The following is a 22810-nucleotide window of genomic DNA, read 5'->3' as shown; positions in this document are numbered from 1 at the left end:
TTGCTGATAACGGCCAACTTGCACCACCAAGTCAACGCGCAGTCAAAGGTCGACGATAATGTGCAACAAGCCAGATTATTGGTGACAACATTTGCAAACGAGCTTAAATCAGAACTTAGCAGCGCCATGTTAGCCGCAGGACCAATAAACGGGTTAGAGGTCTGTAAACTCAGAGCTGAGCCAATCGCCCGAGAAGTTACAGGGTCGTCAGCTTGGCACGTCGCTCGAACGTCTAGCAAGGTTCGTAATCTGAATAATACGCCAGAACCATGGGAGTTAAACATACTCCAGCAGTTTGAAAAGCGCCTCGCAGAAGGTGAAGACATCAACAAATTGGAATATTCAGGTATGCAGGTAGTGAAAGGGGAAATGGTATTTCGCTACGTAAAAGCAATACCAACAGGTGGTGTTTGTTTGGCTTGTCATGGCAGAAATGTTGATAGTGCTGTAAGTCAAAAAATTACGGAATTGTATCCAAACGACCAAGCTACTGGTTTCAGTTTGGGTGATATTCGTGGCGTTTTTTCACTCTCTAAAACGGTCGATAATTAGGACCTTATGAAGAAATCTGTCGCATTATCCTCTGCCAATAATCCTGCTGAAATTTTAGGCTTTTCTAATTATTTTAAGGCTGTATTGTGAATTTTTTAGTTGTATTAGGCGCCGCTATCATTGGCCTAAGTTTGGGATTGCTCGGCTCTGGTGGTTCAATTATCACCATGCCCCTATTACTTTACGTGGTCGGCGAAACAGAAAAATTAGCTATCGCAGAATCCCTGCTCATCGTTGGCAGCATTGCCTTGGTAGGCAGCTTAATACAGGCAAAATCTAAACTTATAAATTTACGATACATTTTATGGTTCGGCTTACCCAGCATGATAGGGACCTACTTAGGTGCCTGGGCTGCTCAATTTGTCAAAGGTGAGATACAAGTACTGACTTTTTCTGTCGTCATGTTGTTGTCTAGTCGCATGATGTTAAAGAGTCCTATTGCCAATGCGCAACCCAAACCTTCAAGCAGTATCTTAAGTGTTATTCTAGCGGGCGTCACTGTAGGTACTCTAGCAGGCTTTGTTGGTGTTGGCGGCGGTTTTTTAATCGTTCCGGCCCTGTTTTTATTAGCTCGATTAAGCCTACAACAAGCAACAGCAACCAGTTTAGTCATCATTGCACTTCAGTCATTTACCGGTTTTGCAAAATACGCCTACTTATTAAATCAGGCTCAAATAGCCATTAACTGGCCTGTGGTAACCAGCATGATTGTGATTGGCAGTATTGGCGTCATTGTTGGCTCGAAACTCAGTCGGCGTTTACCGCAGCAAACCATAAAACGGATGTTCGCAGCTATGTTGATTTGCTTGGGTATCTTTATGTTTTTTCACACTGTTTATGCACTGTATTTAAGTTAAATACCCGTTACTACTGCTCAGGAGACCTCATGGAATCTATCGCAATCACTAGTCATTTTTCACTATCAGGGCCATTGGATTACGCAGATTTAGCTGTTCTCAAAGCCCGTGGTATTGATGTCATTGTCAACTGTCGTTTGGAAAACGAAGAGCCAAATCAAATTAGTTCACAGGAGTACAAAAAAGCGATTGAAGCACAGAATATGCGCTACGCTTCAATTCCAGTCAGATCGTTAGTCTACCCAAAAGATGATATTGCTCGCTTCAAAGCCCTAGTAAATGCCCCTCAAAATAATGTGCACGCTTTTTGTAGAACTGGAAAACGTGTTTCTCATCTGTGGGCTTTATCTCAGATACCCGAAAAATCGATAGATCGCATCATGAATGAATGCAAGGAAGCAAACGTGGACATTAGTGTTATCGCTGAGCAATTACATGACCTAGCTAAGCTGTCAAAATGAAACCCAAGCGAGTCATTTTTCCTGACCGAGCAAGACAAATCACCCTGGTATTAGTATTCCTTCATTCCCGACGAGTATTAACCCAATACCGAACACTTGGGCATGTTGAGACTGCTTGACGGCATCTAAATATGTTTTTTCAATTACAGCGATTGATTCTCTTAATTATCCAAGCGCTCCTGCCTTGTTTACACTCAAGCCAATAAAAAATTTGCAGAGAAAAATACCGTGAACACCCAAACATCTGAGCCCTTTAATGTACCTAACAGTCCTGTTCGCCCCCTGATCGCACTGATTGCCGAAGGGGGTGGTCAACGGGGCATATTTACCGCTGGCGTACTCGATGCGTGGCTGGAAAACGACTTTGACCCCTTTGATATGTTTATTGGCACCTCTGCTGGCTCACAGAACTTAACTAGCTTTTTATCTCGTCAAAAAGGCTATGCCAAACGCCTAATTCGTGGACTATCTCGCCACAAACGCTTTTATCGTTTAGGGCGCGGCTTAGTCGGTAAAAATATTGTGGACTTAGACTGGTACTTTGATAAGACCACTGAGGCCAATCGCAGCATTGATTTTAAACGTGCTAAGCATCAACTAGGTCAACGCCAATTTTTGATTACCGCTACCAACGCACGGGATCGCCAACCCTATTTTTTCAGTCCAAGTGGCGAATCACAGCAATGGCGAGAACTATTAAAAGCTTCGAGTGCCCTTCCCTTTTTATACCGACAAGGCGTGAAGCTCAGGTCTGGGGGAATGACCCAAACGGCTAATGAAGCAAAGCCCAATAGAGGGCAGCCACAAAACGATTTTTACTTAGATGGCGGATTAGCGGCGCCTCTACCAGTTCAAGAAGCCTATGCCAGAGGTGCACGTAAAATTGTGGTCATCCGTACGGTCGATGCGCATTTTCAAGCTCAGTCTGCATGGGTACATAAATTAAGGTCATGGATTTGTGCCTCTGGCTACTGCCCTAGAACCATTGATTATTTAGTGCAGCACGAGCAGGCTTATCAAAAAGAATTAGCCTTTATTGTTTCACCACCTGCTGATCTTGAAATCATACAAATATTTGCGTCAGACGCTTTACAGAGCAAACTATTAGGCAGCAGTGATCATGAACTACGCCACGACTACCGGCTTGGCCTGACGGCTGGTCAGGCATTCTTACAACACTATCATCAGTTTGAGCAAAGAGTGGCAAATCGCCCTTGCGCCTTGGGTTCTGTAGCCGCACCACAAAGTGCCCCCGTGTCTCTGTGCGCTTGAGATCGCACAAGTCATCCGTTCTGCTAATCATGGGGCACGCACCTAGTTAACAAAGCACATCATTGGGGGGGGCTGTAAATATCACAAAGTCTTTGCAAATTTTTCATTTTAGCTTTGTTACAGCAAACCAAACCCCTTGAGTTAATTTAAAATTAAAACAATTAAAATCAATTACTTAAATATAATATTAGTCAATTTCACGCTTTGGCGCTGGCTTTGCTTAGTTCTACTTTTGTTTCACATCAAAGAGGTAGAGCAATGTCTAATACAGTCACTACAGTCAATCCATTTACTGAAGCCCCTATTCAAGAATATTCACTATTGAGTCAAAAGGCAGCGGAGCAGGCAATCGAAAACTCGGATAAGTGTTTTCAAGAATGGAAATTGACATCGATAACCGAACGTGGCGAATTAGCCCTAAAATTGGCCCAATTATTAGAAGATAAAAAAGAAGAGTTAGCTCAATTAATGACAGACGAAATGGGTAAAGTGCGCGCCCAAGGTTTGCAAGAAGTCGAATTGTGCGCCCAAATTTGTCGTTATACCGCAGCCCAAGCTGAGCAAGTCCTAGCCGATGAAGAACGAGACTTCGAAAAAGGCAGAGCCATTGTCACTTATCAACCACTTGGGGTTATTTTAGGGATTCAGCCGTGGAACTTCCCCTTATATCAAGTCATTCGCTACAGTATTACTAACGTCGTAGCAGGAAATACTACCGTACTTAAACACGCTTCAAATGTATTCGGCATGGCAAGGAAAATCGAATACATGTATTTGGAAGCTGGCTTCCCGCAGTACTGTTATCAATCACTGTTAGTTGATGGTGATACCGCGTCGGCCTTAATCAAGCATCCGAAAGTGCAAGGGGTCACCTTTACCGGTAGTGACAAGGTTGGTACTGCGGTAGCCGAAGCTGCAGCGAAGTTGGCGAAAAAAACCGTGCTTGAGCTGGGCAGCAACGACGCCTTTTTAGTCTTAGACGATGCCGATATCGAGCTAGCGACACAGATGTGTGTAAAAGGTCGCATCATCAATAATGGCGAGACCTGTGTTTCTGCAAAACGTTTTATCGTCACTGATAAAAATTATGATGCCTTTAAGCACTCTTTTGCGAAAGCCATGTCTGCTCTAACAGTGGGCGATCCAAACAACGACGATACCGACTTAGGTCCCATGGCCCGAGGCGACTTACGAGACAAGCTTCATGAGCAAGTAACTCAATCCATCAAAGCCGGCGCCACCGTGGTCTGTGGCTGTGAAATCCCCGAAGGAAAAGGGTTCTTCTACCCGCCCTCCATTCTCGAAAATGTGAAGCCAGATATGCCAGCCTACGACGACGAACTCTTCGGCCCTGTAGCTGCCCTGATAAAGGTGAAGAACGACGAAGAAGCAATGCAAGTCGCTAATGACTCTCGATACGGGCTGGGTGGCGGTATTTTTTCTCGCGATGTTAGCCGAGCGATGGAACTGGCCAAAAAACACTTTGATACCGGCATGGTAAGCATCAATGGCTACGAATTAGCTCAACCTAATTTACCCTTTGGCGGCGTTAAAGACAGTGGCTATGGCAGAGAGCATGGCGGCTTTGGCCTCCGTGAATTCGTTAATATCAAATCAATCATGATTACTGAGCAAGCATAAGCTCTCTTTAGCACGACCTAAATCACTGCAGCCTCAGACGCGCTGCAGTGACACTACTCAAAGCACTACGCCTTTTTCTAAAATAATCGACAATGGAGATATGTTTATGCCTTTAGACGCAAGTGAAGAAAAATTAACGCAAAAATTATTACTACTCTCCTCTTTAACCATCGGTAAGACCAAGATGGAGAACAGAGTATTTATGGCGCCACTGACTCGCTCCCGCTCAACCGCTGACAAACAACTTCAAACCCCCTTACATGCCCTGTACTACGCTCAAAGAGCGAGCGCTGGCTTAATTGTGAGTGAAGCGACTCAGATTAGTCAGCAAGGTCAAGGTTATGCTTGGACCCCTGGAATTTACACCGAGGAGCAAGTCGAAAGCTGGCAAGTGGTGACTGACGCGGTACACAATAACGGCGGCCGTATTTTTTGTCAGTTATGGCACGTTGGAGCGATTTCTCACTCCATTTTTCAACCTAATAACCAAGCGCCTGTGTCTGCAAGCGATTTTCAACCGAAGGGCGAAGCCTTTGTAGGTGACTTACATCCTGATGGGCCTACCATTCCTCACCCTAAAGCCCGAGCCCTCAGCTTAGCCGAGATTGAATCCCTAAAAGCGGATTATCGTCATGCGGCACAATGTGCTAAAAAAGCAGGCTTTGATGGCGTCGAGCTGCACGCAGCAAATGGCTACTTACTCGATCAATTTATTCGGTCTTCGGTTAACAAACGGGATGACCAGTACGGTGGTTCTGTAGAAAACAGAGTGCGATTAGTACTCGAAATCATCGACATCTTAGTAGAAGAACTGGGGGCAGAGAATATTGGGGTACGGTTATCACCCACCGGTGGGCCTGGAGGCAGTTATGACCACAACCCCAGTGAAACGTATACTTATGCTGCGAAAGCGATTGCCCAGAAAAAAGTTGCGTACTTGCATGTCATTCGGCCCAACAATCACACCGGAGATGGTTCTGGTCAAGAGGATGGCAACGCACTGTTGATAAAAATGCGCAAAGTATTTAATACCGGTGTATTTATCGCAAATGGCGAGTTTAGCCCACAAGAAGCGGGCGAATGGATTGAACAAGGTCATGCCGATGCTATAGCCTTTGGACGTTTATTTATTGCAAATCCAGATTTACCTGATCGGATAGGAAACCAAGGCCCTTATAATGAAGCGAACGAAGACACCTACTATGGCGGCGGCGCACAAGGTTATGTTGATTACCCAACGTTGAGCAAAAAAGCCAGCGCACTTAACAATAGCTGAGCGACTTAAAACGTAAAATAGCGACTCAAATAAAAAGCCCGGTTAAGTAAACCGGGCTTTTTTATCGCATTTAAGCGGTTACCAATCGGGGGCAAAATCAGGATCGATTAAACGCTCCCCCGTATCAAGTGCCGCAATTTTTTTCATTTGCTCAGGGCTTAAGCGCAGCTCTGCCGCCAACAAATTACTTTTGATGTGCTCAGGATCAGTGGAGGCAGGAATAGGAATAATACCTTGCTGCATTTGCCATGCTAAGGCGATAGTAGCGGGGCTGGTATCATGCTCTTTAGCGATTTTCTGTAATACCGGATCATCCATCACCTGACCTTTACCGAGTGGCATATATCCCACCACCGCAATACCATTTGCTTGGCAGTAGTTCACTAATTTTTTATTTTGAAAGTGAGGGTGGATCTCGATTTGGTTCACGGCAATATTGTCTTTACCAATAATCGAAAACGCCTTCTCAAGCAAAGGGATGGTGAAATTTGAAACGCCCACCGCTCGGGTATAGCCCTTATTTTCACAGTTCATTAGGCATTGAAGGTATTCTTCCATGGGCACTGCGTTATTGGGTGAAGGCCAGTGTATCAACAGTAGGTCAACATAGTCGGTGCGTAACCAGCTCAGACTGTCTTTAACACTTTGTTCAAAATCTTCTCTACCAAATTCGTCAAACCACACTTTCGTGGTCAAAAATATCTCGTCACGAGGAATGGATGACTTTTCAATGGCTTGCCCCACTTCGTCCTCGTTCTTGTAAATCTGTGCTGTATCGATATGACGAAAGCCTGCGTCGATCGCAGTATGAATGGAATGCTTTAGAGATTCTCCGGATAGTCGAAACGTACCAAACCCTGGGCTGGGAATATTTATCTTATACATACTAGTACTCCTTTATAGTGAAAGCCTTTCTAATAAGAAAGTTCCATGCCAAACTTAAGTTATTGATATTATTCAATAAAAATTAAAATGACCGATAGGACACACTGTAAAGATTACAAGCTCATGCAATATTTATATTCGGCACAAAGCTGATTAAGTAACAACAGACTGGTAGGTTGAACCGCTTATTTAAGGTGAATTTCAGTTAATAAGGGAAAGTGATCAGAGCCGATTTCTGATAAGCGGCTTAAGCTGACCAACTCAAAATGCTCGCTGTGAAAAATATGATCAAGTGGCCATCGCGCGAACGCGTATTGGGCGTGAAAGGTATTATAGGCCCCGCGGCCAATGCGTGGGTCTTGTAGGCCGCTAATACGCAAAAAAGCTTGTGTGGTGGGCGACCATGCCACGTCATTTAAGTCACCACTGACGAGCACCGGGAGTGAATCGCTACCCTGCTTGTTCGCGATTTCTCTGGCTAAGCCGAGTAGTTCAATATCCCTTTCGGTAGACTCTTCATTTTCTGTTGGGCTAGGCGGAGCAGGATGTAAAAAATGACATTGAATTTGCTTACCATTTTGCAAATTAGCGATACAGTGAATAGAAGGAACACCCTGTTCAACTCGCTCGGCTGTGGTGATATCAGACAAGGGAATTCGACTGAATAAATGCATACCATACAAATTATCAAGGGGATAATTCACGCGATAGGGATAGGCATCATGTAAGGGTTCAAGGGCATCCTGCCACCATTGATTGCTTTCTAAGGTCACCAAAAGATGGGGTTGGTGTTGCTCAACTAAGGCAATAAGTTTGTGCGCATCACGATTGCTCATCAACACATTAACGTTGATAACTTTTATACGACTAGAAAGGTCGCTTGACTTGCTCATCTTAACCGTTGTGTTGGCAAAGGGAGTGTAAGGAAAAATCCAGTTTATTTGGTAGCACAATAGGCATAAATTGACGATGACTAAAGCCAAAAATGGGCCGAGGTCTTGCGCTATGAGCAACGCCATTAATAGCATGTTGATTAAGATAAGAAACACAATTTGTAAGCGAGGAAATTCCCACACTCTCACTGTCCAATGATTACTGGGCAACAACGGCGCAAGTGTTATCAACGTCAACAATGCGCTTGAAATAATAAAGGTGATTAACATAATCAGAGCCTGATCCACGGTAATTGTCTTAGCCTAACTGATTAAGCTGCTTGTTTTGCGAGTTTCTCGGCTTCATGTCCAAAAAGGCAGGGGAATACTCTAGGGGATATTGCTTAACTACACCGTCTACTTTTATCTCTAAAGACTGAATAAAGGCATTTTTGATAATGGCATAAATCGCAGGCCACAAAGGCGTCTCGATGTTGTCGATATGACCTTCAAGAGGCACCCGAGTAGCGATAAGATCATTGCTACCATTTTCAAATATTTCGGCCACGCCACCCGTGAGGGATTCAAATAACCACTCGAAGGGGTTATCACCGTCTTCCACGACGTCTTCGTGCCAGTCAAAAACCGATAAGTCATAGACCCCTGCTTTGACGTAGCCTGCAACCACTCCTTGTTTTGCCGCAAATTCCATTGCAAAGTCGACCTCACCTGCCTCTAAATCAAAGGGCGCATAAAAACTAATAAGGTGATCGATTTTTTTTACTGGTAATCGCTGCATTTCTACATCGAAATTAAAGGTAGGTTTTTTGGCATAGGGGTCGTAAGCACCACCCATCCTCAGCGGACAAATGCCCTCGATCAAACCATCAAAGTGCATATTGGTCACCAGCGAGCCCGAATGCTCTTTGCTGTTGGTCAGATTAGTAATTTGCCCAGTGATGTCTGTGATCAGCGCGCGAGTAGACAGGACCTCGTCGATGGTAGCAAAAGCGAGTTGGCCGCCGATAACGTCAATACGGTCAATCGCAAAAGGCACTAATCGGTTAGCTAAGGTGATCCAGGTTTGTTCGTCTTGCACATCATCATTAACGTGCTCATCTCGATTCTTTACATCTTCGTAATAAATCTCAGGATGTAAAAAACGCATCTCTGCAACAACCTTTCCGCGGAACAATGCCGACCATAATACTGAAATATCAAGCTGCTTGATTGCAATCAGCGGTTTTTGTAACTCACCGTCGACTAGAAAGAGCTCGATATCCTCTATTTGGTAGGCACCACGATACAAAGCAAGGCTAACATCCCCCACGTGACCAGTTAAACCCGGAGTGGTCGTCAGCGCATAATTCACCCCTTTTTCTACGGCATAGGGTGCCATCACACGCAGTAACACAAGCAGTGATACCAAACCAATTATCAACTTTATACTTTTGTGTCGAATATGCTGCATGGAGAAACCTTGTTGAGCTGCCTAGACAAAGATGAAAACAGGCCTGAGTGAGTAAGTTGAGAGGAAGAAGCCTGCGGCTATTTCCTCCAACTTACTGCATCACGCCCTTTAGCGTTTAGCAATGATCCACACCGCATGGATAATCCCGGGAATGTATCCTAACAGGGTAAGTAAGATGTTTAACCAAAAGGCCCCGCCTAGTCCTACCTGTAAAAATACACCAAGAGGAGGAAGTAAAATTGCAAAAATAATTCGTATAAGATCCATAATAACGCTCCTTAATGTTTGTCTGAATTGGATTTTATTGCTTAACCCAAAGTGAGGATTGCAAAGGGTGTGCCGTTTTTTAAACGTGCAACAACATTACGAGTCATTTTGTTGATGCTTTTGTAAATCATCTGGAATGGTGTCGGCAACAAAAGCGCCTCTTTGCCCCATCTCTTTTTCACGGCCAGTGGTGCTATCTTCAAGCGTTTGATGTTCCATGGCGGCGTTAAATTCTGCACCAAATAGAATGATGTAAGCGCTTAGGTAAAACCACATCAGCAACACCACCACGCTGCCTAACGAGCCGTAGGTTTTGTCATAGTGAGCAAACTGGGTCAGATAAAACGAAAAGCCAAATGAAAATGCGATCCACATCGTACTGGCTAATATTGCCCCGGGCGTTACCCAGCGCCATTTTGCGAGGTGTCGGTGCGGGCCGTAACGATAAAACGAACTGAGTGCTAAATTGAACATAATGGCCAGAAAGGGCCATGTCAGCCACTGCACCAAAATATTAGTGTAATGTTTCAGACCGATGTAATTGAACAGCAGCGGCATGACAGCGATACAAAATAGTGCTAAAGCCAATATCAGTACGGCGCTTAGCGTAAATACAAGGCGCATCAGCACTTTCATCAAAAAGCCCCGTTTCTGCTTCTGTCCGTAGGTAATATTGCAGGCCGTGATCATGGCCTGGGCACCTTTGCTGGCGCTCCAAACAGCAAACGAAATACTGATAATAACTCCGGTGCTCAAGGCGGCTTCTGATTTGCCCATAATGCGCTCGATTTGGCTTTCAATAATGTCTCGGCTTTGCTCAGGTATAAAGCCAACTAAAAAAGCCATTTGCTGCTGCAATTCATCAGGCGACACCACAAGGCCATACACTGATACGAGGGCCGCTATCATCGGAAAAACCGCTAATAAAAAATAGAAGCCTACCCCCGCAGCGATCAGTGACAGATTGTCATCGAGCATTTTTTTCACGGTACGTTGTAAAATATCCCACCAGCCAAGCAATGGAAACTCATGGGGTGAACGCGCTACTTGTCCTCGTGTATGACTCACATCAACATCCTTACATTAACAGGGGCGAAAAGTACGTCCTTTTTGAGACCTGAGTCATCAAAGCGAACTCTCTGCTGAAATAAAACCGATCTGCTCGGTTTTTTCTACTAGATGGATAGGAATAGCAAGGACTGCACCACCTCGAATGTTATTAAGAAACCACACTTGCCAAATTGGGAAAAAATCTGCGTGTGGGTGCTTTGGTTATTGGCTTAGGTTTGTGCTGTTTTGTGTATATTTTGCTTGGAAAACAACGTTATCCTTTGCCCAAAGCGGATGCCTTAATGCCCCTGCAAACGAAAGACAAATAAGTCGTTTAACCTCAATTCTTAATATGAAATGTCGTTTAAACTTCTTATTTTTATGTAGGGCGTGTTGGCCCTATTTACTCTTCATGGGTAAGCGGAGGTTTTATCAGTTACACCTAGCTAATGCTTCTTTTTAATTGGCTATCGATAACATAAGGTATTGATAGCCAGTTAGAAGTAGCTACCTAAAGAGAGAATTGTCTATTTCGTTGCGGTAGCGCTAATATTGAACAAACGATAGACAAAGGGAATTTTCAAATGAAAGGCATGATTTACCTATCGGTAATTTTGACCATGTGTTTAGGTGCAGCCTCTAAGGTGAGTGCAGAACGTCACTACGAAAAACAAGAGCCTCCTCGTCAACTTACCGCCCAACAAGCCAAAACCGCCGCCAGTAATTATCAAAAGTATTGTTCATTGTGTCATGGCGACGATCGCGAAGGTCATAAAAACGACCACGCCCCTTCGTTACGCAGTAAAAGTCTGTTTGAGTCGGGTGTGCCCCATTCCATATTACGCCCGTTGTCATACGGACGTCAGGGCACTGCAATGGGTGGTTACCTAGATGAAATTGGCGGCCCAATGACCTTAGATGAAACGTGGGATCTCACCTATTGGCTATTTTGGCAATCAGGTGCCGAGCGAGTCAAACTGACTGAAAACCCAATAGCAGGCGACATCGTTCGAGGTGAGTCAGTTTATCAGCAATTTTGTAGTGGTTGTCATGGTCAAAAGGGAGAGGGTATTACCGCACCAGCCTTAGCCAATCCGTCATTTTTGGCCCACAACAAAGACGATTTTATTCGCTACGCCATCGAACAAGGCCGCCAAGGTACGCCTATGGTATCTTTTGCCAATACCTTATCCGCTGAGGATATCGATAACGTCACCGCGTTTATTCGCAGTAAAGCCAGTGATGCCAAAATCACGCAGGTACAACTGCGTACCCTGCCTACACCCGATGAATACGTGATTAATCCACAAGGTGAGGATCCACATTTTGATTTGCAAGACGGGAAATTTGTTTCGTCGGCTGATTTGTATCGCGCCATGCAAGCCAAACAACGAATGGTATTACTTGATACCCGAGTGAGCTCGGTATGGCAACGCGCGCACTTGGCTGGCTCCATCCCTTTTCCATATTACTCAGATTTACAACAACGCGTAGCTGAACTGCCTAAAGATGTACAAATTGTAGCCTATTGCTCATGTCCAAGGGCCGCTGCCGAATACGTCACAAAGCAATTAACTGAGCTGGGTTTTGATAATACTGCAGTACTTTACGAGGGCATTTTTGGTTGGATGAATCTGGGATATCCGGTTGTCAGAGCTGAAGGTTTATTGGCACAAGAAAATCAAGAAGCCCAACACTAAACTTGAGCGCCGGTGCTTTTATAGACTCAACCTCTACCATGACTCGCCTCGTTACAGGCAAGTCATGGTTGAAGCTAAGGATGTATTGATTGATAACTGTTATCTCAAAAATTACTTCTTTACACTCGCGGCATAGTCTTGTGCTTGTTGTAAAACTCGCAGCGCATTCGCCCCCCAAATATCAACCAAATCATCTTTGCTATAACCTTCTTTCAGTAAACGTTGGGTAATCATCGGTAAGTTAACCACATCCATCATTTCATTTACCCCACCGCCACCATCCCAATCAGCACCAATTCCTACGTGTTTGGGCCCGACGATTTTTAGTGCGTGTAAAAAGTGCTGCATATACACATCAAATGATGCTTTTACTGCGGGATGTTCATGTTCAATTTCGCGACGTTTTTCGAGTAAAACGTCATGATCACTGCCTTGCTTGTATAAAGCCATCAAGCCTTTTACCGCTGCTTGACGGGCTGGATCTACCGGCAAAGCTTCAAGGTATTCGCTGTACGCATTCATTTGAATCACGCCGCCCGATGCAGCCAATTGTTTAAGTAAGGCATCGTCTATATTACGAGGATGATCATAAATAGCCTTGCAACCCGTGTGCGACAAAATAATTGGTGTTTTAGACAAACGGATCATGTCTTTTACTGTTTCGTCGTGAGCATGAGAGCCATCGAGCACGATGCCTAAACGGTTCGCCTCAGCCACCAGCTCTTCACCTAAGGGCGATAAGCCATCCCATTGGCTACCACTGGGGTCGGTTGAACTGTCACCAAACTGATTATTTTTAAAATGTACCGGTCCTGCCATGCGCAGCCCAAATTTATAAAAAGTTTCCAGTAGACTGATATCAGTGCCCAGCGGATACGAGTTTTCCATGCTCATATACACAATATGCTTAGCCTGCTTTTTAATTTCCTGAGCATCGCTGGCCTGCGTAGCGAACTCAAAAATGTCAGGGTTTGCCGATACCATTGTTCGAATGGCCAAAGCTCGCAGCAACGCGGTGTCTCGGCTTTGCTCATAGCCTGTTTTACTGAGCTCTCCTTGAGGGGTATAGATGGCCCAAAAGCCCCCGTCTAAGGCACCGTCTTTCATTCTAGGCACATCGACCTGCGTAAAATCGTGACCATAAGAATGACGTTCAAGAATATTAAACCCAGGTACAAGCAAATTGGCCGGCGTATCTAGGTGGGTATCGAGCGTGATCAGGGTGCGCTGTAACGCCGTTGCCTCTTCAAGCGTTACGGCTCCTGCACTGTGCCAAAGTACTAAACTTAGGGCGATGGTACTTAGTTTTTTATTGCGTTGATGCCATATGTTTTTTGTCATTATTAGAATGCCACCGTTAAGGACGCTTGAAAATTACGCGGGTTTAAAGGGCGATAAAAAGCCGAGCCGACAAAAGCAAAAGACAGAACTTCCTTATCAAAAAGATTGTCTACGTTAAAACGTAAACTCACATTTTCAGGCATGCCAAAAGGATTGACGCCGCCTAAGTCGATATACGCACTTACAATGGTGTAGCTGTCCATCTCGTAGGTTTCGGCGTAGTCGGTAAAACGGCTACTGGTGTACTTTGCTGAAACGTTAGCAACCAACCATTCTGTTGGCTCATACGTAATGCCACCGGTCATGATCCAATCTGGGCTATCGGCGAGTTTGCTTCCTTCTGGGTTAGCACCAAAACCATCAATCAAGGTAGCATGTTTGTATGAAATATTAGCGTTAAGATAGAGTGCTTTTTCAAACATTTCAGGCTGATATACACCACTCAATTCAAAACCATAGGCCTCTGACGCCCCGCCATTAATATAAAAGGCTTCTGGTTGTTGCGTAGCGGGATTAAGCACGTTACTCGCGAATAAGCGGTTGTCAAAGCGAGTGTAAAATAAGGCCAAGGCCGCGTTAAAGGTTTCTTGGTTAGTTCGATAACCTAATTCAACATTATCCGCCTCTTCACCCTCGGGTGTTTCCGGCTCAAAGCTAATCGCAAGACTGTAAATATCATCTGTACCTTGAGGCAAGGCGTAATTTTGAGAAAACGAGGCAAAAAGCTGATCAGTCTCATTTACGCTATAAACTGCGCCTATTGAAGGTAAAAAATGCTTACTAAACTTACCGCCAACAGACTGCGGACCATAACCCACTTGGCTATTGATTTCGTAATCGTTGTAGTCACGGTAGCCGTCTAAGCGGTAATCAACGCTCAGCGATTTAAGACCCACTTCAAGTTTTAACGCGTCATCTAACAGGCTAATGGTATCTTTTAAATACAGTTGAGTGGTTTCACGCACTGAGGTGTAATCGCGGCGGTAGTAAGCCACTTCATCAGAAATAACTTCACCATCAGCACTGCCACCGGTTTTGTTCAGCCGTTTCTGGGTACGGTTATAGGTGTCTTTTTCACGCCACGCGCCAAACTCAATATGGTTGTTATCAAGCTCCAAACTAAAGCCCGCAACAAGACCTTTGCGATCCCCGCCTACAGACGATAGACCATACTGCACACCGCGAGGATGCACTACGTCTAAGCCTGCAGCGGCTTGTCTTTGGTAAATGCCCAAAGTATTGGTGTATGAATCGGGCGATACCCCATACCCGGCTTTATCTTCGAAATAATACGTGCCAGTAAACTGCATATTATCGCTTATGTAGGTATCAAACTGCAGTGAGTATAAAGTGTCATCACGCACATTCACTCTGTCTTCGTAATAACTCGTGCAGTTACTACCTGTAAAAATAGGGGTAAAATCGCTGTCGTCGATGCTGCCGTCTTGATTAAAGTCATACACTTGTGGTTGAGCTGAAACACAGCCCTCAGGAATTGACTCGGCATAGCCATAATAATAATCGTTGGCAAACGTGGCAGCCGTTGCTGAAGGCGAGTCATAATCAAAAAAGTCATTTGACACGTAACTAAATTCTAGCGATGTCTCTGCGCTAAATGCATAAACGGCTTTGCCTTCAATGTGTTCTCGGTCAATCGTTCCTGGGCCTCGCCATAAATCACTGTCGGTTTTTGAACGGCTAACATAAGCTTTAAAGCCATCAATATCGCCCGTTTCTAATTTAACAAAAGAGCGTTGAAGATCATCATCACCAACCGTTAATGACATCATGCCGCCCATGTGGTCTGAGGGATCAATCGAATAATAAGAAGCTATCGGCCCTAAGGTTGAATAGCTAGGCGCGGATACATCTCCGGCCCCTGGAGACGCGACCACTGAGGCTAAATTTTCGTTGTCCACATAGCGAAAAATAGGGCTACCGCCAAAGGCATCAGAACGTCCCATAGGCACGCCATTTAATACAAAACCCATTTGGCTTAGATTAAAGGCCCGCACATTAACTGAGTTGCCAAATTCATAAAGACCTAAGGCACCGTCAGTTTGCACGTTAAAGCCGGGTAAACTTTCGAGCATTTTTAAACCGGAAATGCCGCCCGGCGCAGACAATAAAGCTTCTCTGGTTACGGCTAGGGTATTGGTCACTTCACCGGTGCCGATGGCTATTTCGGTTTCCGAAATTCGGCGACCTACGACTTGAATTTTTTCTGCTGACTCTGATGCATCTACACTGGCTGCTTCTTGTGAAAAAGCAGGAACGACGGTGAACATGGTAGCAAGCGACACACTGAGTAAAGTAGGTCGAAATATCGTTTTAGTTACGTGCATGAGTAGTATTCCTAATAGGTTTACGCTGGTGATTTGCTTGTTCAAATGCATCCTTTTTTAAGGACTCGATTTTTACATCACAATAAACGTACCAGTCTCACGCTTGTTACTTAATAAACCGCAATATTCTGCAGTAACTTAATAATTTTCAGAAGCTTACAAACTTACCTGAACGGAATAACTGACATAATAGATTGAGCTAGTTGGCATAATCGAAGGTAACAAACGTCAAGTTGCACCATAAAGAATAAATACGCACTATTTTTGATATATAAAAGAATAATAAATTCACAAAAATTTAACACCTGCTAATCGTCATGCTAAAAATGTCTCTGCTGGCACGGTTATCATGCCAAGGGAACTTATCAACCCTATGATTTATATCTACTTTCTATTTTTAAAAAGTGTGATAAATTCGCTGACCAACACGCTCTATGCGCTGACTTAAACAGGGCTCACCCATGTGGCAAAAATTTAAAAAGAACCAACAAATTATCGTCAGTATTGCCGAACTCATGGCGTCGTTTGTGACCATCATCGGCATCATAGGAATTTATTTTGTTTATCAGCAACTCAAGATGAACGAAGACGAAATTGCGCTCAATACCGTGGGCCAGGTTTATAGCCAAATGGTTGATATCGATAAAGAGTTTATGAACCACCCCGATGCGCGTTTATACATCTACGGTAATTTACGACCCGAAGATGTTTATCCTGATGCCACGCCTCATGAATTACGTATGCATCAGTCGCGGGCTGAAGCCAGTGCTGAAATGATGATGGACTTCTTTTCACAACTTACCCTAGTGCAAGACAAGCTCGGGCCTGCGGCGCAAAACTGGGTTGATTTTATTAAAGATATTTATAAATGCAGCCCCGTAGTGCGTGAGCGTTATGCCAGGAAAGAAGCGTGGTATAAAGATGAAAATGCCGCCACCATTATCAATCAAGCAAAAGCAGAGATCAGTGAAGGAGGCTACACGTGCGACGCCATGGTCATCCCCAAAACCTAAATACGCATATTATTTCACGCAGTGACGATGCACTTTTTGAACCTGCGTACACCGTATTAAACGACTATTTTGGCAGCCGCAACGAAATGGAAAGCAAGGCCGTTATTAGCGCCCGTTTTAATTGGCGCGCTAATGAAGTCATTGATGGCTATTCGATGCTGTATCAGTTGGCCTATATTACTGACGAAAACGATGCATTGGCGGCAGTGGGCGATTACAGCGTTGTGATTAACCACAAGGCCTGTGAAAGCGGTCAGGCCGTTGTGGTGCATTTGTCGCATATTTGGGTTAACCCACAAAAACCAGGGCGTGGCATTGTCAAACACTTGATGCATAGCCTCAGCACTGAGGCGGCTGAATTAGCCATCAAAACCGCCCAACTTGCTCCAAACACCCCTATCACCCTCGTGGGTGAAATGGAGCCTTATGAAGCGGGCAATGAAGAGCGCGTCAGGCGTATCAAAGTCTTTTTATACAATGGCCTGCGCTTGGTGGACCCAGCAAGCATTCCCTACTGTCAGCCTGATTTCAGATCATCAAAGGAGATTGCTGCAGCGCAACATTCTAGCCCAGTGCCTCTGTCTTTGATGGTCAGGCGGGTCAACCGGGAAGAACAACAAAACACCAATGCCAAAGAAATAAAACATATTGTAGCGTGCCTGTATCACATGTACGCCCAAGGGCTCAGCCCTAAAGCCATTGAAGATGCCAATCTAACCTTAGAGACTTATCCAAGTGATGGGGAATCAGTCGCACTGCTTTCGCGTTTACCAGCATAAAAAGAAGGCATCGCGCCTTCTTTTATTAATTTTACTGCTTCATCGCTTCGAGTTTTAATAAACGCCCGCCCGTCGCGTCTTCTAATACATAGATTGCACCTTCAGGCCCTTGTTCAATTTCTCGAACGCGTTTACCCCACTCATAACGTGCCGCTTCTTTAGGCTTTTTATCCGCGCCTTGGGCCTTTTCACCTAAGTCGACTCTGATCAATGCTTGTGATGATAGACCCCCAATAAACGCATGGCCTTGCCAATCGGCAAATTGCTCACCTTGATAAATAATTAAACCTGCGGGGCTAATAGCAGGAACCCAAGCAAGATCAGGTGCTTGAAATATCGGCATTGAGGCATGGCTTGGGATCGTCGTGCCGTTGTAATGCTCACCCTCTGATACAAAGGGGTAACCATAGTTAGTGGCTCGCATAATACGATTTAGCTCATCACCATGACGCGGTCCCATCTCATGAGTCCATAAATTGCCCTGTTGATCAAACGCGATCCCTAAGGGATTACGATGCCCTAAAGACCAAACCTCAGAGGCAACCCCACCACTACCAACAAAAGGGTTGTCAGAAGGAATACTGCCATCGAGATTTAGGCGAATTACCTTACCTAAGTTCATCGCCATATTTTGTGCAGGATTAAATTTTTGTCTGTCGCCTGAGGTGATAAACAAATAGCCGTCAGGGGAAATTGCTAAACGATGACTGTAATGCCCGTTGCCAGTTACTTTAGGGCTCTGCGTCCACACAACAGTGCGATCTGACAAGCTAGCGCTATCTTGACTTAAGGTGAGTTTTGCTCGCTCAACCACCGCACCACTTAAGCTATCATCTTTGACATCGCGCTCAACATACGACAAATACACCCTGCCTGAGGAGGTAAAATCATCGGCTAAAATGATGTCACCCATACCGCCTTGTCCGCGGGGAGTGACATTGGGTGACTGAGATACTTTTGCTATCTTTTCACCCCTTTTGCTAAGCAACCAAATATCACCGCTTTTTTCACTGACCAGCGCTCTTGCGTCAGGTAAAAATGTCATGGCCCAAGCGCTATCAAAAACAGCTAAGGGACTGGCTTTTATTTTGCTGCCATCGTTGCCTTCAATAACGAAACTATCGCTTTGGGCTGAAGCGCTTTGAGTGGCTAGCCACATGCTTAAAAAAAGGATGTTCACGACTGTTTTCATTACTCAGATTCCTTATGATTTTTATTGCCTTTAATTACGCACAATCTCGATATTCGATCAAGCTGTGCTGTGCTTCACTTAGCCATGTAAATATTACACTACCCCTCCGTATGAAGTACAAAAATACAACAATAATTACTAAAAAACACTTTATATTCATATGGTTAGCTAATGGCATATTTTTAGCTTTGCCTTGAGTCTATCTTTCAATTTACGCAAATGGAAAACGACTATGCTAGCTAATAATAATTCGAATGTGCCAAACGAAGCCGTCACAGCATGTGTTTATGATGAAAACCAATCAGGAGTATGGTTGCTTTTTACCAAAAACTTACCTGAATTTGTGCCTGATATCGACAAACAGGCTTATTCACAGACCCTCAACTATATGAATACCTATTCTTCAATGCGCAGCAATATTCATCGTTTTTTCGACGCTCTCAAAGCCGGCCACTCCCAAGGTTTGACGATGTGAGGTCTTTTACGTTGGCTAGCCAACTGACCACCTTGCAGCCCTAATGTAGAATATGTGCTTACGCTTTCATAGGAGTAACCATAATGAGTAGACGCGCGATCTTGTATCGTATGGACAGTGAGCAACATATTTGCCCCTTTGGTTTGCGCTCAAAAGATTTATTGCAGCGCAATGGCTATAAAGTAGAAGATCATAAATTGACGTCTCGGGCAGAAACCGACAACTTTAAGCAACTACACCACGTTAAAACGACACCCCAGACCTTCATCAACGATGAACGCATTGGAGGTTACGACGACTTGCGTCAATACTTCGGAATGAGTCAAGCAGGTCAAAATGGCACAACTTATACACCGGTTATTGCGCTTTTTAGCTTAGCCGCTTTGATGGCTCTTGCTGTGCAAAACACCTATCATGCAGCGCTTTTTTCCATGCGCACGCTGCTGTTATTTATTGCGATATCGATGGTATTGCTTGCCTTACAAAAACTGAAAGATTTATACAGTTTTACTAACTCGTTTATTACCTACGACTTACTGGCCATGCGCCACTTGCGCTATGCTTATGTCTATCCGTTTTTAGAAGCTTATGCCGGTCTTGGTATGTTAGCGGGTTTGCCAGCTATTTACGTTGCTCCCATCTCATTATTCATCGGTACTGTGGGAGGCATATCAGTTATCAAAGCAGTGTATATCGATAAGCGCGAATTAACATGCGCCTGCGTTGGTGGTGACAGTCAAGTCCCTTTAGGATTTGTTTCACTGACAGAGAATCTATTCATGATTGGCGCTGCAATATTGATGCTTTTACTGATGTAGCGTCGCCCTTTGCTAGTATGAGCCACGACTAAAACACCAAAAGTGATCTTTATCTCACGCTTGCAATAAAACACTATGAGCAGGTCTGTTACACTTAAATCTGCACCTCTTATTCATAACACAGAGGAAATAATGAATAGATATCAAAAATCGCAAGACGTCATCGCAGCCTTAACACCTGAGCAGTTTCGCGTAACCCAAGAAAATGGTACAGAGCGTCCGGGTACGGGTGCATTATTAGACAACAAACAAGCAGGCATCTACGTTGATGTAGTATCTGGTGAGCCTTTATTTGCCTCTTCAGCCAAATACGAGTCAGGCTGTGGCTGGCCGAGTTTTACTAAACCTATCGAGCCAACACACATCAACGAAATTACCGACACCACCCATGGCATGGTGCGTACGGAAGTGCGCTCTGCCCATGGCGACAGCCATTTAGGTCATGTTTTTCCTGATGGACCTAAAGATCAAGGGGGACTGCGGTATTGTATTAATTCGGCTTCCTTGCGTTTTATTCCTCTTGAAGAAATGAAATCCCAAGGTTACGAAGACTATATCAAGCAAGTTGGGGAGCGTTAATCATGGCAATCGAACGAGCGGTGCTGGCGGGTGGGTGTTTTTGGGGAATGCAGGACTTGATCCGCAAGCGCCACGGTATTGTGTCAACTCGCGTGGGATATACCGGTGGTGAAGTACCCAACGCCACCTATCGTAATCATGGTAATCACGCCGAAGGAATTGAAATCATGTTCGATAACGAGATAACAAGCTATCGGCTGATATTAGAATTTTTTTTTCAAATTCACGATCCTAGTACGCCCAATAGGCAGGGAAACGATAGGGGCGCCTCTTATCGCTCGGCTATCTACTATATTGATGAAGCGCAAAAAGCAGTTGCATTACAGACTATCGCTGACGTTAACGCCTCGGGCTTATGGCCCGGTAAAGTGGTTACTGAAGTCGAGCCGGTAGGTGATTTTTGGCAAGCTGAGCCTGAGCATCAAGATTATTTAGAAAAACGACCCAACGGTTATACCTGTCATTTTCCAAGGCCAGATTGGACACTCTCCCCTACCCAGTAAAACACTTGATATTGATTTACCCGATAACCGACGCTAACACCAATTAGGGTTGCCAAGATTCATGGGCATGACGACTAATAGGCCCCCAAAGCATCGGGGTCTTTAAGCAAGGGGCTTAGACTCTTCTTCAAGCCCTACCTCAACAATTTCTTGGGTGGTATTGCGCATAGCAACAAAAGGTTCGTAGTGATCTCGTGCCACATCGTGAAACTTGATTCGATATAATGTCCAAGCCGCTAAAAGTGATAACACAATGGCTGAGACAATAAACAAGGCATGATGGGTATAACCAATTAAAATCGAAACCAGTAAAGGGCCGAGAATACTGCCAAAGCTATTCATCATCAGCACGCCACTACCCACTTCCATCATCGATAAATCAGTATTGTCATTTGCATGGGCTAAACACAAAGAATACAGCGGAAACGTTAGCCCGCCAAAAGCAAACATAGTGATGTAAATAAACCATGGATTAATGCCATAGAGTAAAATAGCCCCAATACTGGCTATCACACCAAACCCAGCTAAGCCAGTGATGACGTAACGTCTGTCAATTAAATCAGATAAGCGACCCACCGGAAATTGTAAGGCCGTACCACCTAATATGGTAACCGCCATAAAAATTCCCACCTGACTGGCGCTTAAGTCATTGGCATTGGCGACCACAGGCCCTAAGGCCCAAAAACCACCAGTGACTAAACCGCCTAAAAAGGCACCAACCATGGCCACCTGAGATACCGCAAAAATGCGACGAAAACTAAAGCGTACTGCTGGAATAGGTTTAGGTTCAGAGCTTGATGTGAGGCCAATGGGTACAATGCCAAGTACCAGCAACGCTGCCGCCAGCATAAATAAGCCTTGATAGCCCAGCTCAAAGCCCACTAACAACTGCCCTACACAAATAGCTAACAGCGTAATAATGATATAAACCGATAAAATTCTGCCCCGGTGCTCCGCAGAGGTCCGTTCGTTCAACCAGCTTTCAATCACCATGTAAATACCCGCCAATGCCCAGCCTGTTAAGCACCGTGCCACTAGCCAAAGCGCTAGATTATCAACCAAGCCAATCATTAACATTGAGGCCGTTGTCAGGGCAATAAGTACGGTGAAGACCCTGATATGCCCGACCCGAGCAACCAAGCGCGGTACGGTTAAGCAACCCAATACAAAACCAGCAAAATAACTCGAACCAATGTATCCGATCAAGGCAGGATCCCACGCTAAGCTCACCGCATAAAGCGGCACAAGAGTGAGTTGTAAGCCATGCCCCACAAGTAAGATGGCTGCTGAAGACAGCAAAGCGAGCATGGACCGCAATAGGATACGCATAAGACTTTCCGGTTTAATCAAGGCAACAGCTGTTATTGCTATCGACTATGTAAAAATTAAAAAAAGAACCGCTTAGGCTCATCAACCCCGTGATTATACGCAGCTGTTTCTTGATGTCAGTAACAGTGACTA

22 protein-coding genes are annotated in these 22810 nt (G+C 44.7%); 13 read left to right on the top strand and 9 right to left on the bottom strand.

The window, feature by feature from the left end:
* The 6 genes from NWQ57_RS20385 to NWQ57_RS20360 form a co-directional block, all read left to right on the top strand.
* On the top strand, window positions 1-552 hold a 552-nt coding region (locus NWQ57_RS20385; protein WP_306024025.1), incomplete at its 5' end, for a DUF3365 domain-containing protein.
* A gap of 86 nt (window positions 553-638) precedes the next feature.
* On the top strand, window positions 639-1409 hold the full coding sequence (locus NWQ57_RS20380) for a sulfite exporter TauE/SafE family protein (protein WP_306024024.1): 771 nt from the start codon (window positions 639-641) through the stop codon (window positions 1407-1409).
* A 29-nt stretch (window positions 1410-1438) separates the two neighbouring features.
* Window positions 1439-1870: a beta-lactamase hydrolase domain-containing protein gene (locus NWQ57_RS20375; protein ID WP_306024023.1), complete on the top strand. Its 432-nt coding sequence runs from the start codon at window positions 1439-1441 to the stop codon at window positions 1868-1870.
* A 228-nt stretch (window positions 1871-2098) separates the two neighbouring features.
* Window positions 2099-3142: a patatin family protein gene (locus NWQ57_RS20370; RefSeq protein ID WP_306024022.1), complete on the top strand. Its 1044-nt coding sequence runs from the start codon at window positions 2099-2101 to the stop codon at window positions 3140-3142.
* A gap of 258 nt (window positions 3143-3400) precedes the next feature.
* Complete coding sequence (locus NWQ57_RS20365; RefSeq protein ID WP_306024021.1) at window positions 3401-4783, top strand: NAD-dependent succinate-semialdehyde dehydrogenase; 1383 nt, start codon at window positions 3401-3403, stop codon at window positions 4781-4783.
* A 106-nt stretch (window positions 4784-4889) separates the two neighbouring features.
* Window positions 4890-6059, top strand: coding sequence for an alkene reductase (locus NWQ57_RS20360; RefSeq protein ID WP_306024020.1), 1170 nt, complete (start codon window positions 4890-4892; stop codon window positions 6057-6059).
* 78 nt (window positions 6060-6137) lie between these two features.
* Here the strand turns inward: NWQ57_RS20360 and dkgB are convergent, their stop codons facing one another.
* The 5 genes from dkgB to NWQ57_RS20335 all read right to left on the bottom strand — a co-directional run bounded on the left by dkgB (window position 6138) and on the right by NWQ57_RS20335 (window position 10622).
* Window positions 6138-6944 carry a 2,5-didehydrogluconate reductase DkgB gene (gene dkgB, locus NWQ57_RS20355; RefSeq protein ID WP_306024019.1) on the bottom strand — a complete coding sequence of 269 codons (807 nt, stop codon included), beginning with the start codon at window positions 6942-6944 and terminating at the stop codon, window positions 6138-6140.
* A 185-nt stretch (window positions 6945-7129) separates the two neighbouring features.
* On the bottom strand, window positions 7130-8107 hold the full coding sequence (locus NWQ57_RS20350) for an endonuclease/exonuclease/phosphatase family protein (RefSeq protein WP_306024018.1): 978 nt from the start codon (window positions 8105-8107) through the stop codon (window positions 7130-7132).
* 28 nt (window positions 8108-8135) lie between these two features.
* Window positions 8136-9287 (bottom strand): DUF748 domain-containing protein, encoded by a 1152-nt coding sequence (locus NWQ57_RS20345; RefSeq protein WP_306024017.1) that lies wholly within the window; start codon window positions 9285-9287, stop codon window positions 8136-8138.
* Between the two features lie 108 nt (window positions 9288-9395).
* On the bottom strand, window positions 9396-9554 hold the full coding sequence (locus tag NWQ57_RS20340; protein ID WP_268077202.1) for a YqaE/Pmp3 family membrane protein: 159 nt from the start codon (window positions 9552-9554) through the stop codon (window positions 9396-9398).
* 96 nt (window positions 9555-9650) lie between these two features.
* A complete protein-coding gene (locus NWQ57_RS20335) occupies window positions 9651-10622 on the bottom strand; it encodes a YihY/virulence factor BrkB family protein (protein ID WP_306024016.1) in 972 nt (323 codons plus the stop codon).
* A gap of 566 nt (window positions 10623-11188) precedes the next feature.
* Here NWQ57_RS20335 and NWQ57_RS20330 point away from each other — a divergent pair.
* Window positions 11189-12304 (top strand): c-type cytochrome, encoded by a 1116-nt coding sequence (locus NWQ57_RS20330; protein ID WP_306024015.1) that lies wholly within the window; start codon window positions 11189-11191, stop codon window positions 12302-12304.
* 111 nt (window positions 12305-12415) lie between these two features.
* Here NWQ57_RS20330 and NWQ57_RS20325 read toward each other — a convergent pair whose 3' ends face one another.
* Together NWQ57_RS20325 and NWQ57_RS20320 are read right to left on the bottom strand one after the other, a co-directional pair.
* On the bottom strand, window positions 12416-13645 hold the full coding sequence (locus NWQ57_RS20325; RefSeq protein ID WP_306024014.1) for a dipeptidase: 1230 nt from the start codon (window positions 13643-13645) through the stop codon (window positions 12416-12418).
* Window positions 13646-13647: 2 nt separating this feature from the next.
* Window positions 13648-15990, bottom strand: a complete 2343-nt coding sequence (locus NWQ57_RS20320) for a TonB-dependent receptor (protein WP_306024013.1) — start codon at window positions 15988-15990, stop codon at window positions 13648-13650.
* A 461-nt stretch (window positions 15991-16451) separates the two neighbouring features.
* On the opposite strand from NWQ57_RS20320, the gene NWQ57_RS20315 reads away from it, so the two are divergent.
* Together NWQ57_RS20315 and NWQ57_RS20310 are read left to right on the top strand one after the other, a co-directional pair.
* Entirely contained in the window at window positions 16452-17003 is a 552-nt protein-coding gene (locus NWQ57_RS20315) for a hypothetical protein (RefSeq protein ID WP_306024012.1), read from the top strand.
* Window positions 16973-17782 carry a hypothetical protein gene (locus NWQ57_RS20310; RefSeq protein ID WP_306024011.1) on the top strand — a complete coding sequence of 270 codons (810 nt, stop codon included), beginning with the start codon at window positions 16973-16975 and terminating at the stop codon, window positions 17780-17782. The genes NWQ57_RS20315 and NWQ57_RS20310 overlap by 31 nt, the downstream gene beginning before the upstream one ends.
* A gap of 31 nt (window positions 17783-17813) precedes the next feature.
* Here NWQ57_RS20310 and NWQ57_RS20305 read toward each other — a convergent pair whose 3' ends face one another.
* Window positions 17814-18974: a PQQ-dependent sugar dehydrogenase gene (locus tag NWQ57_RS20305; protein WP_306024010.1), complete on the bottom strand. Its 1161-nt coding sequence runs from the start codon at window positions 18972-18974 to the stop codon at window positions 17814-17816.
* A 232-nt stretch (window positions 18975-19206) separates the two neighbouring features.
* Between NWQ57_RS20305 and NWQ57_RS20300 the strand changes: the two genes are divergently transcribed.
* The 4 genes from NWQ57_RS20300 to msrA all read left to right on the top strand — a co-directional run bounded on the left by NWQ57_RS20300 (window position 19207) and on the right by msrA (window position 21349).
* Window positions 19207-19449 carry a hypothetical protein gene (locus NWQ57_RS20300; RefSeq protein WP_306024009.1) on the top strand — a complete coding sequence of 81 codons (243 nt, stop codon included), beginning with the start codon at window positions 19207-19209 and terminating at the stop codon, window positions 19447-19449.
* An 83-nt stretch (window positions 19450-19532) separates the two neighbouring features.
* Window positions 19533-20267 (top strand): MauE/DoxX family redox-associated membrane protein, encoded by a 735-nt coding sequence (locus NWQ57_RS20295; protein ID WP_306024008.1) that lies wholly within the window; start codon window positions 19533-19535, stop codon window positions 20265-20267.
* 132 nt (window positions 20268-20399) lie between these two features.
* Entirely contained in the window at window positions 20400-20846 is a 447-nt protein-coding gene (gene msrB, locus NWQ57_RS20290) for a peptide-methionine (R)-S-oxide reductase MsrB (protein WP_306024007.1), read from the top strand.
* Window positions 20847-20848: 2 nt separating this feature from the next.
* Window positions 20849-21349, top strand: a complete 501-nt coding sequence (gene msrA / locus NWQ57_RS20285) for a peptide-methionine (S)-S-oxide reductase MsrA (RefSeq protein ID WP_306024006.1) — start codon at window positions 20849-20851, stop codon at window positions 21347-21349.
* Between the two features lie 102 nt (window positions 21350-21451).
* Here msrA and NWQ57_RS20280 read toward each other — a convergent pair whose 3' ends face one another.
* A complete protein-coding gene (locus NWQ57_RS20280) occupies window positions 21452-22678 on the bottom strand; it encodes an MFS transporter (protein ID WP_306024005.1) in 1227 nt (408 codons plus the stop codon).
* Window positions 22679-22810: the final 132 nt, after the last annotated feature.

Source organism: Paraglaciecola sp. (assembly GCF_030730205.1).
GTDB lineage: Bacteria > Pseudomonadota > Gammaproteobacteria > Enterobacterales > Alteromonadaceae > Paraglaciecola.
Note: the sequence above shows the minus strand (reverse complement) of the source record. Positions and strands in the feature narration are given on the sequence as shown.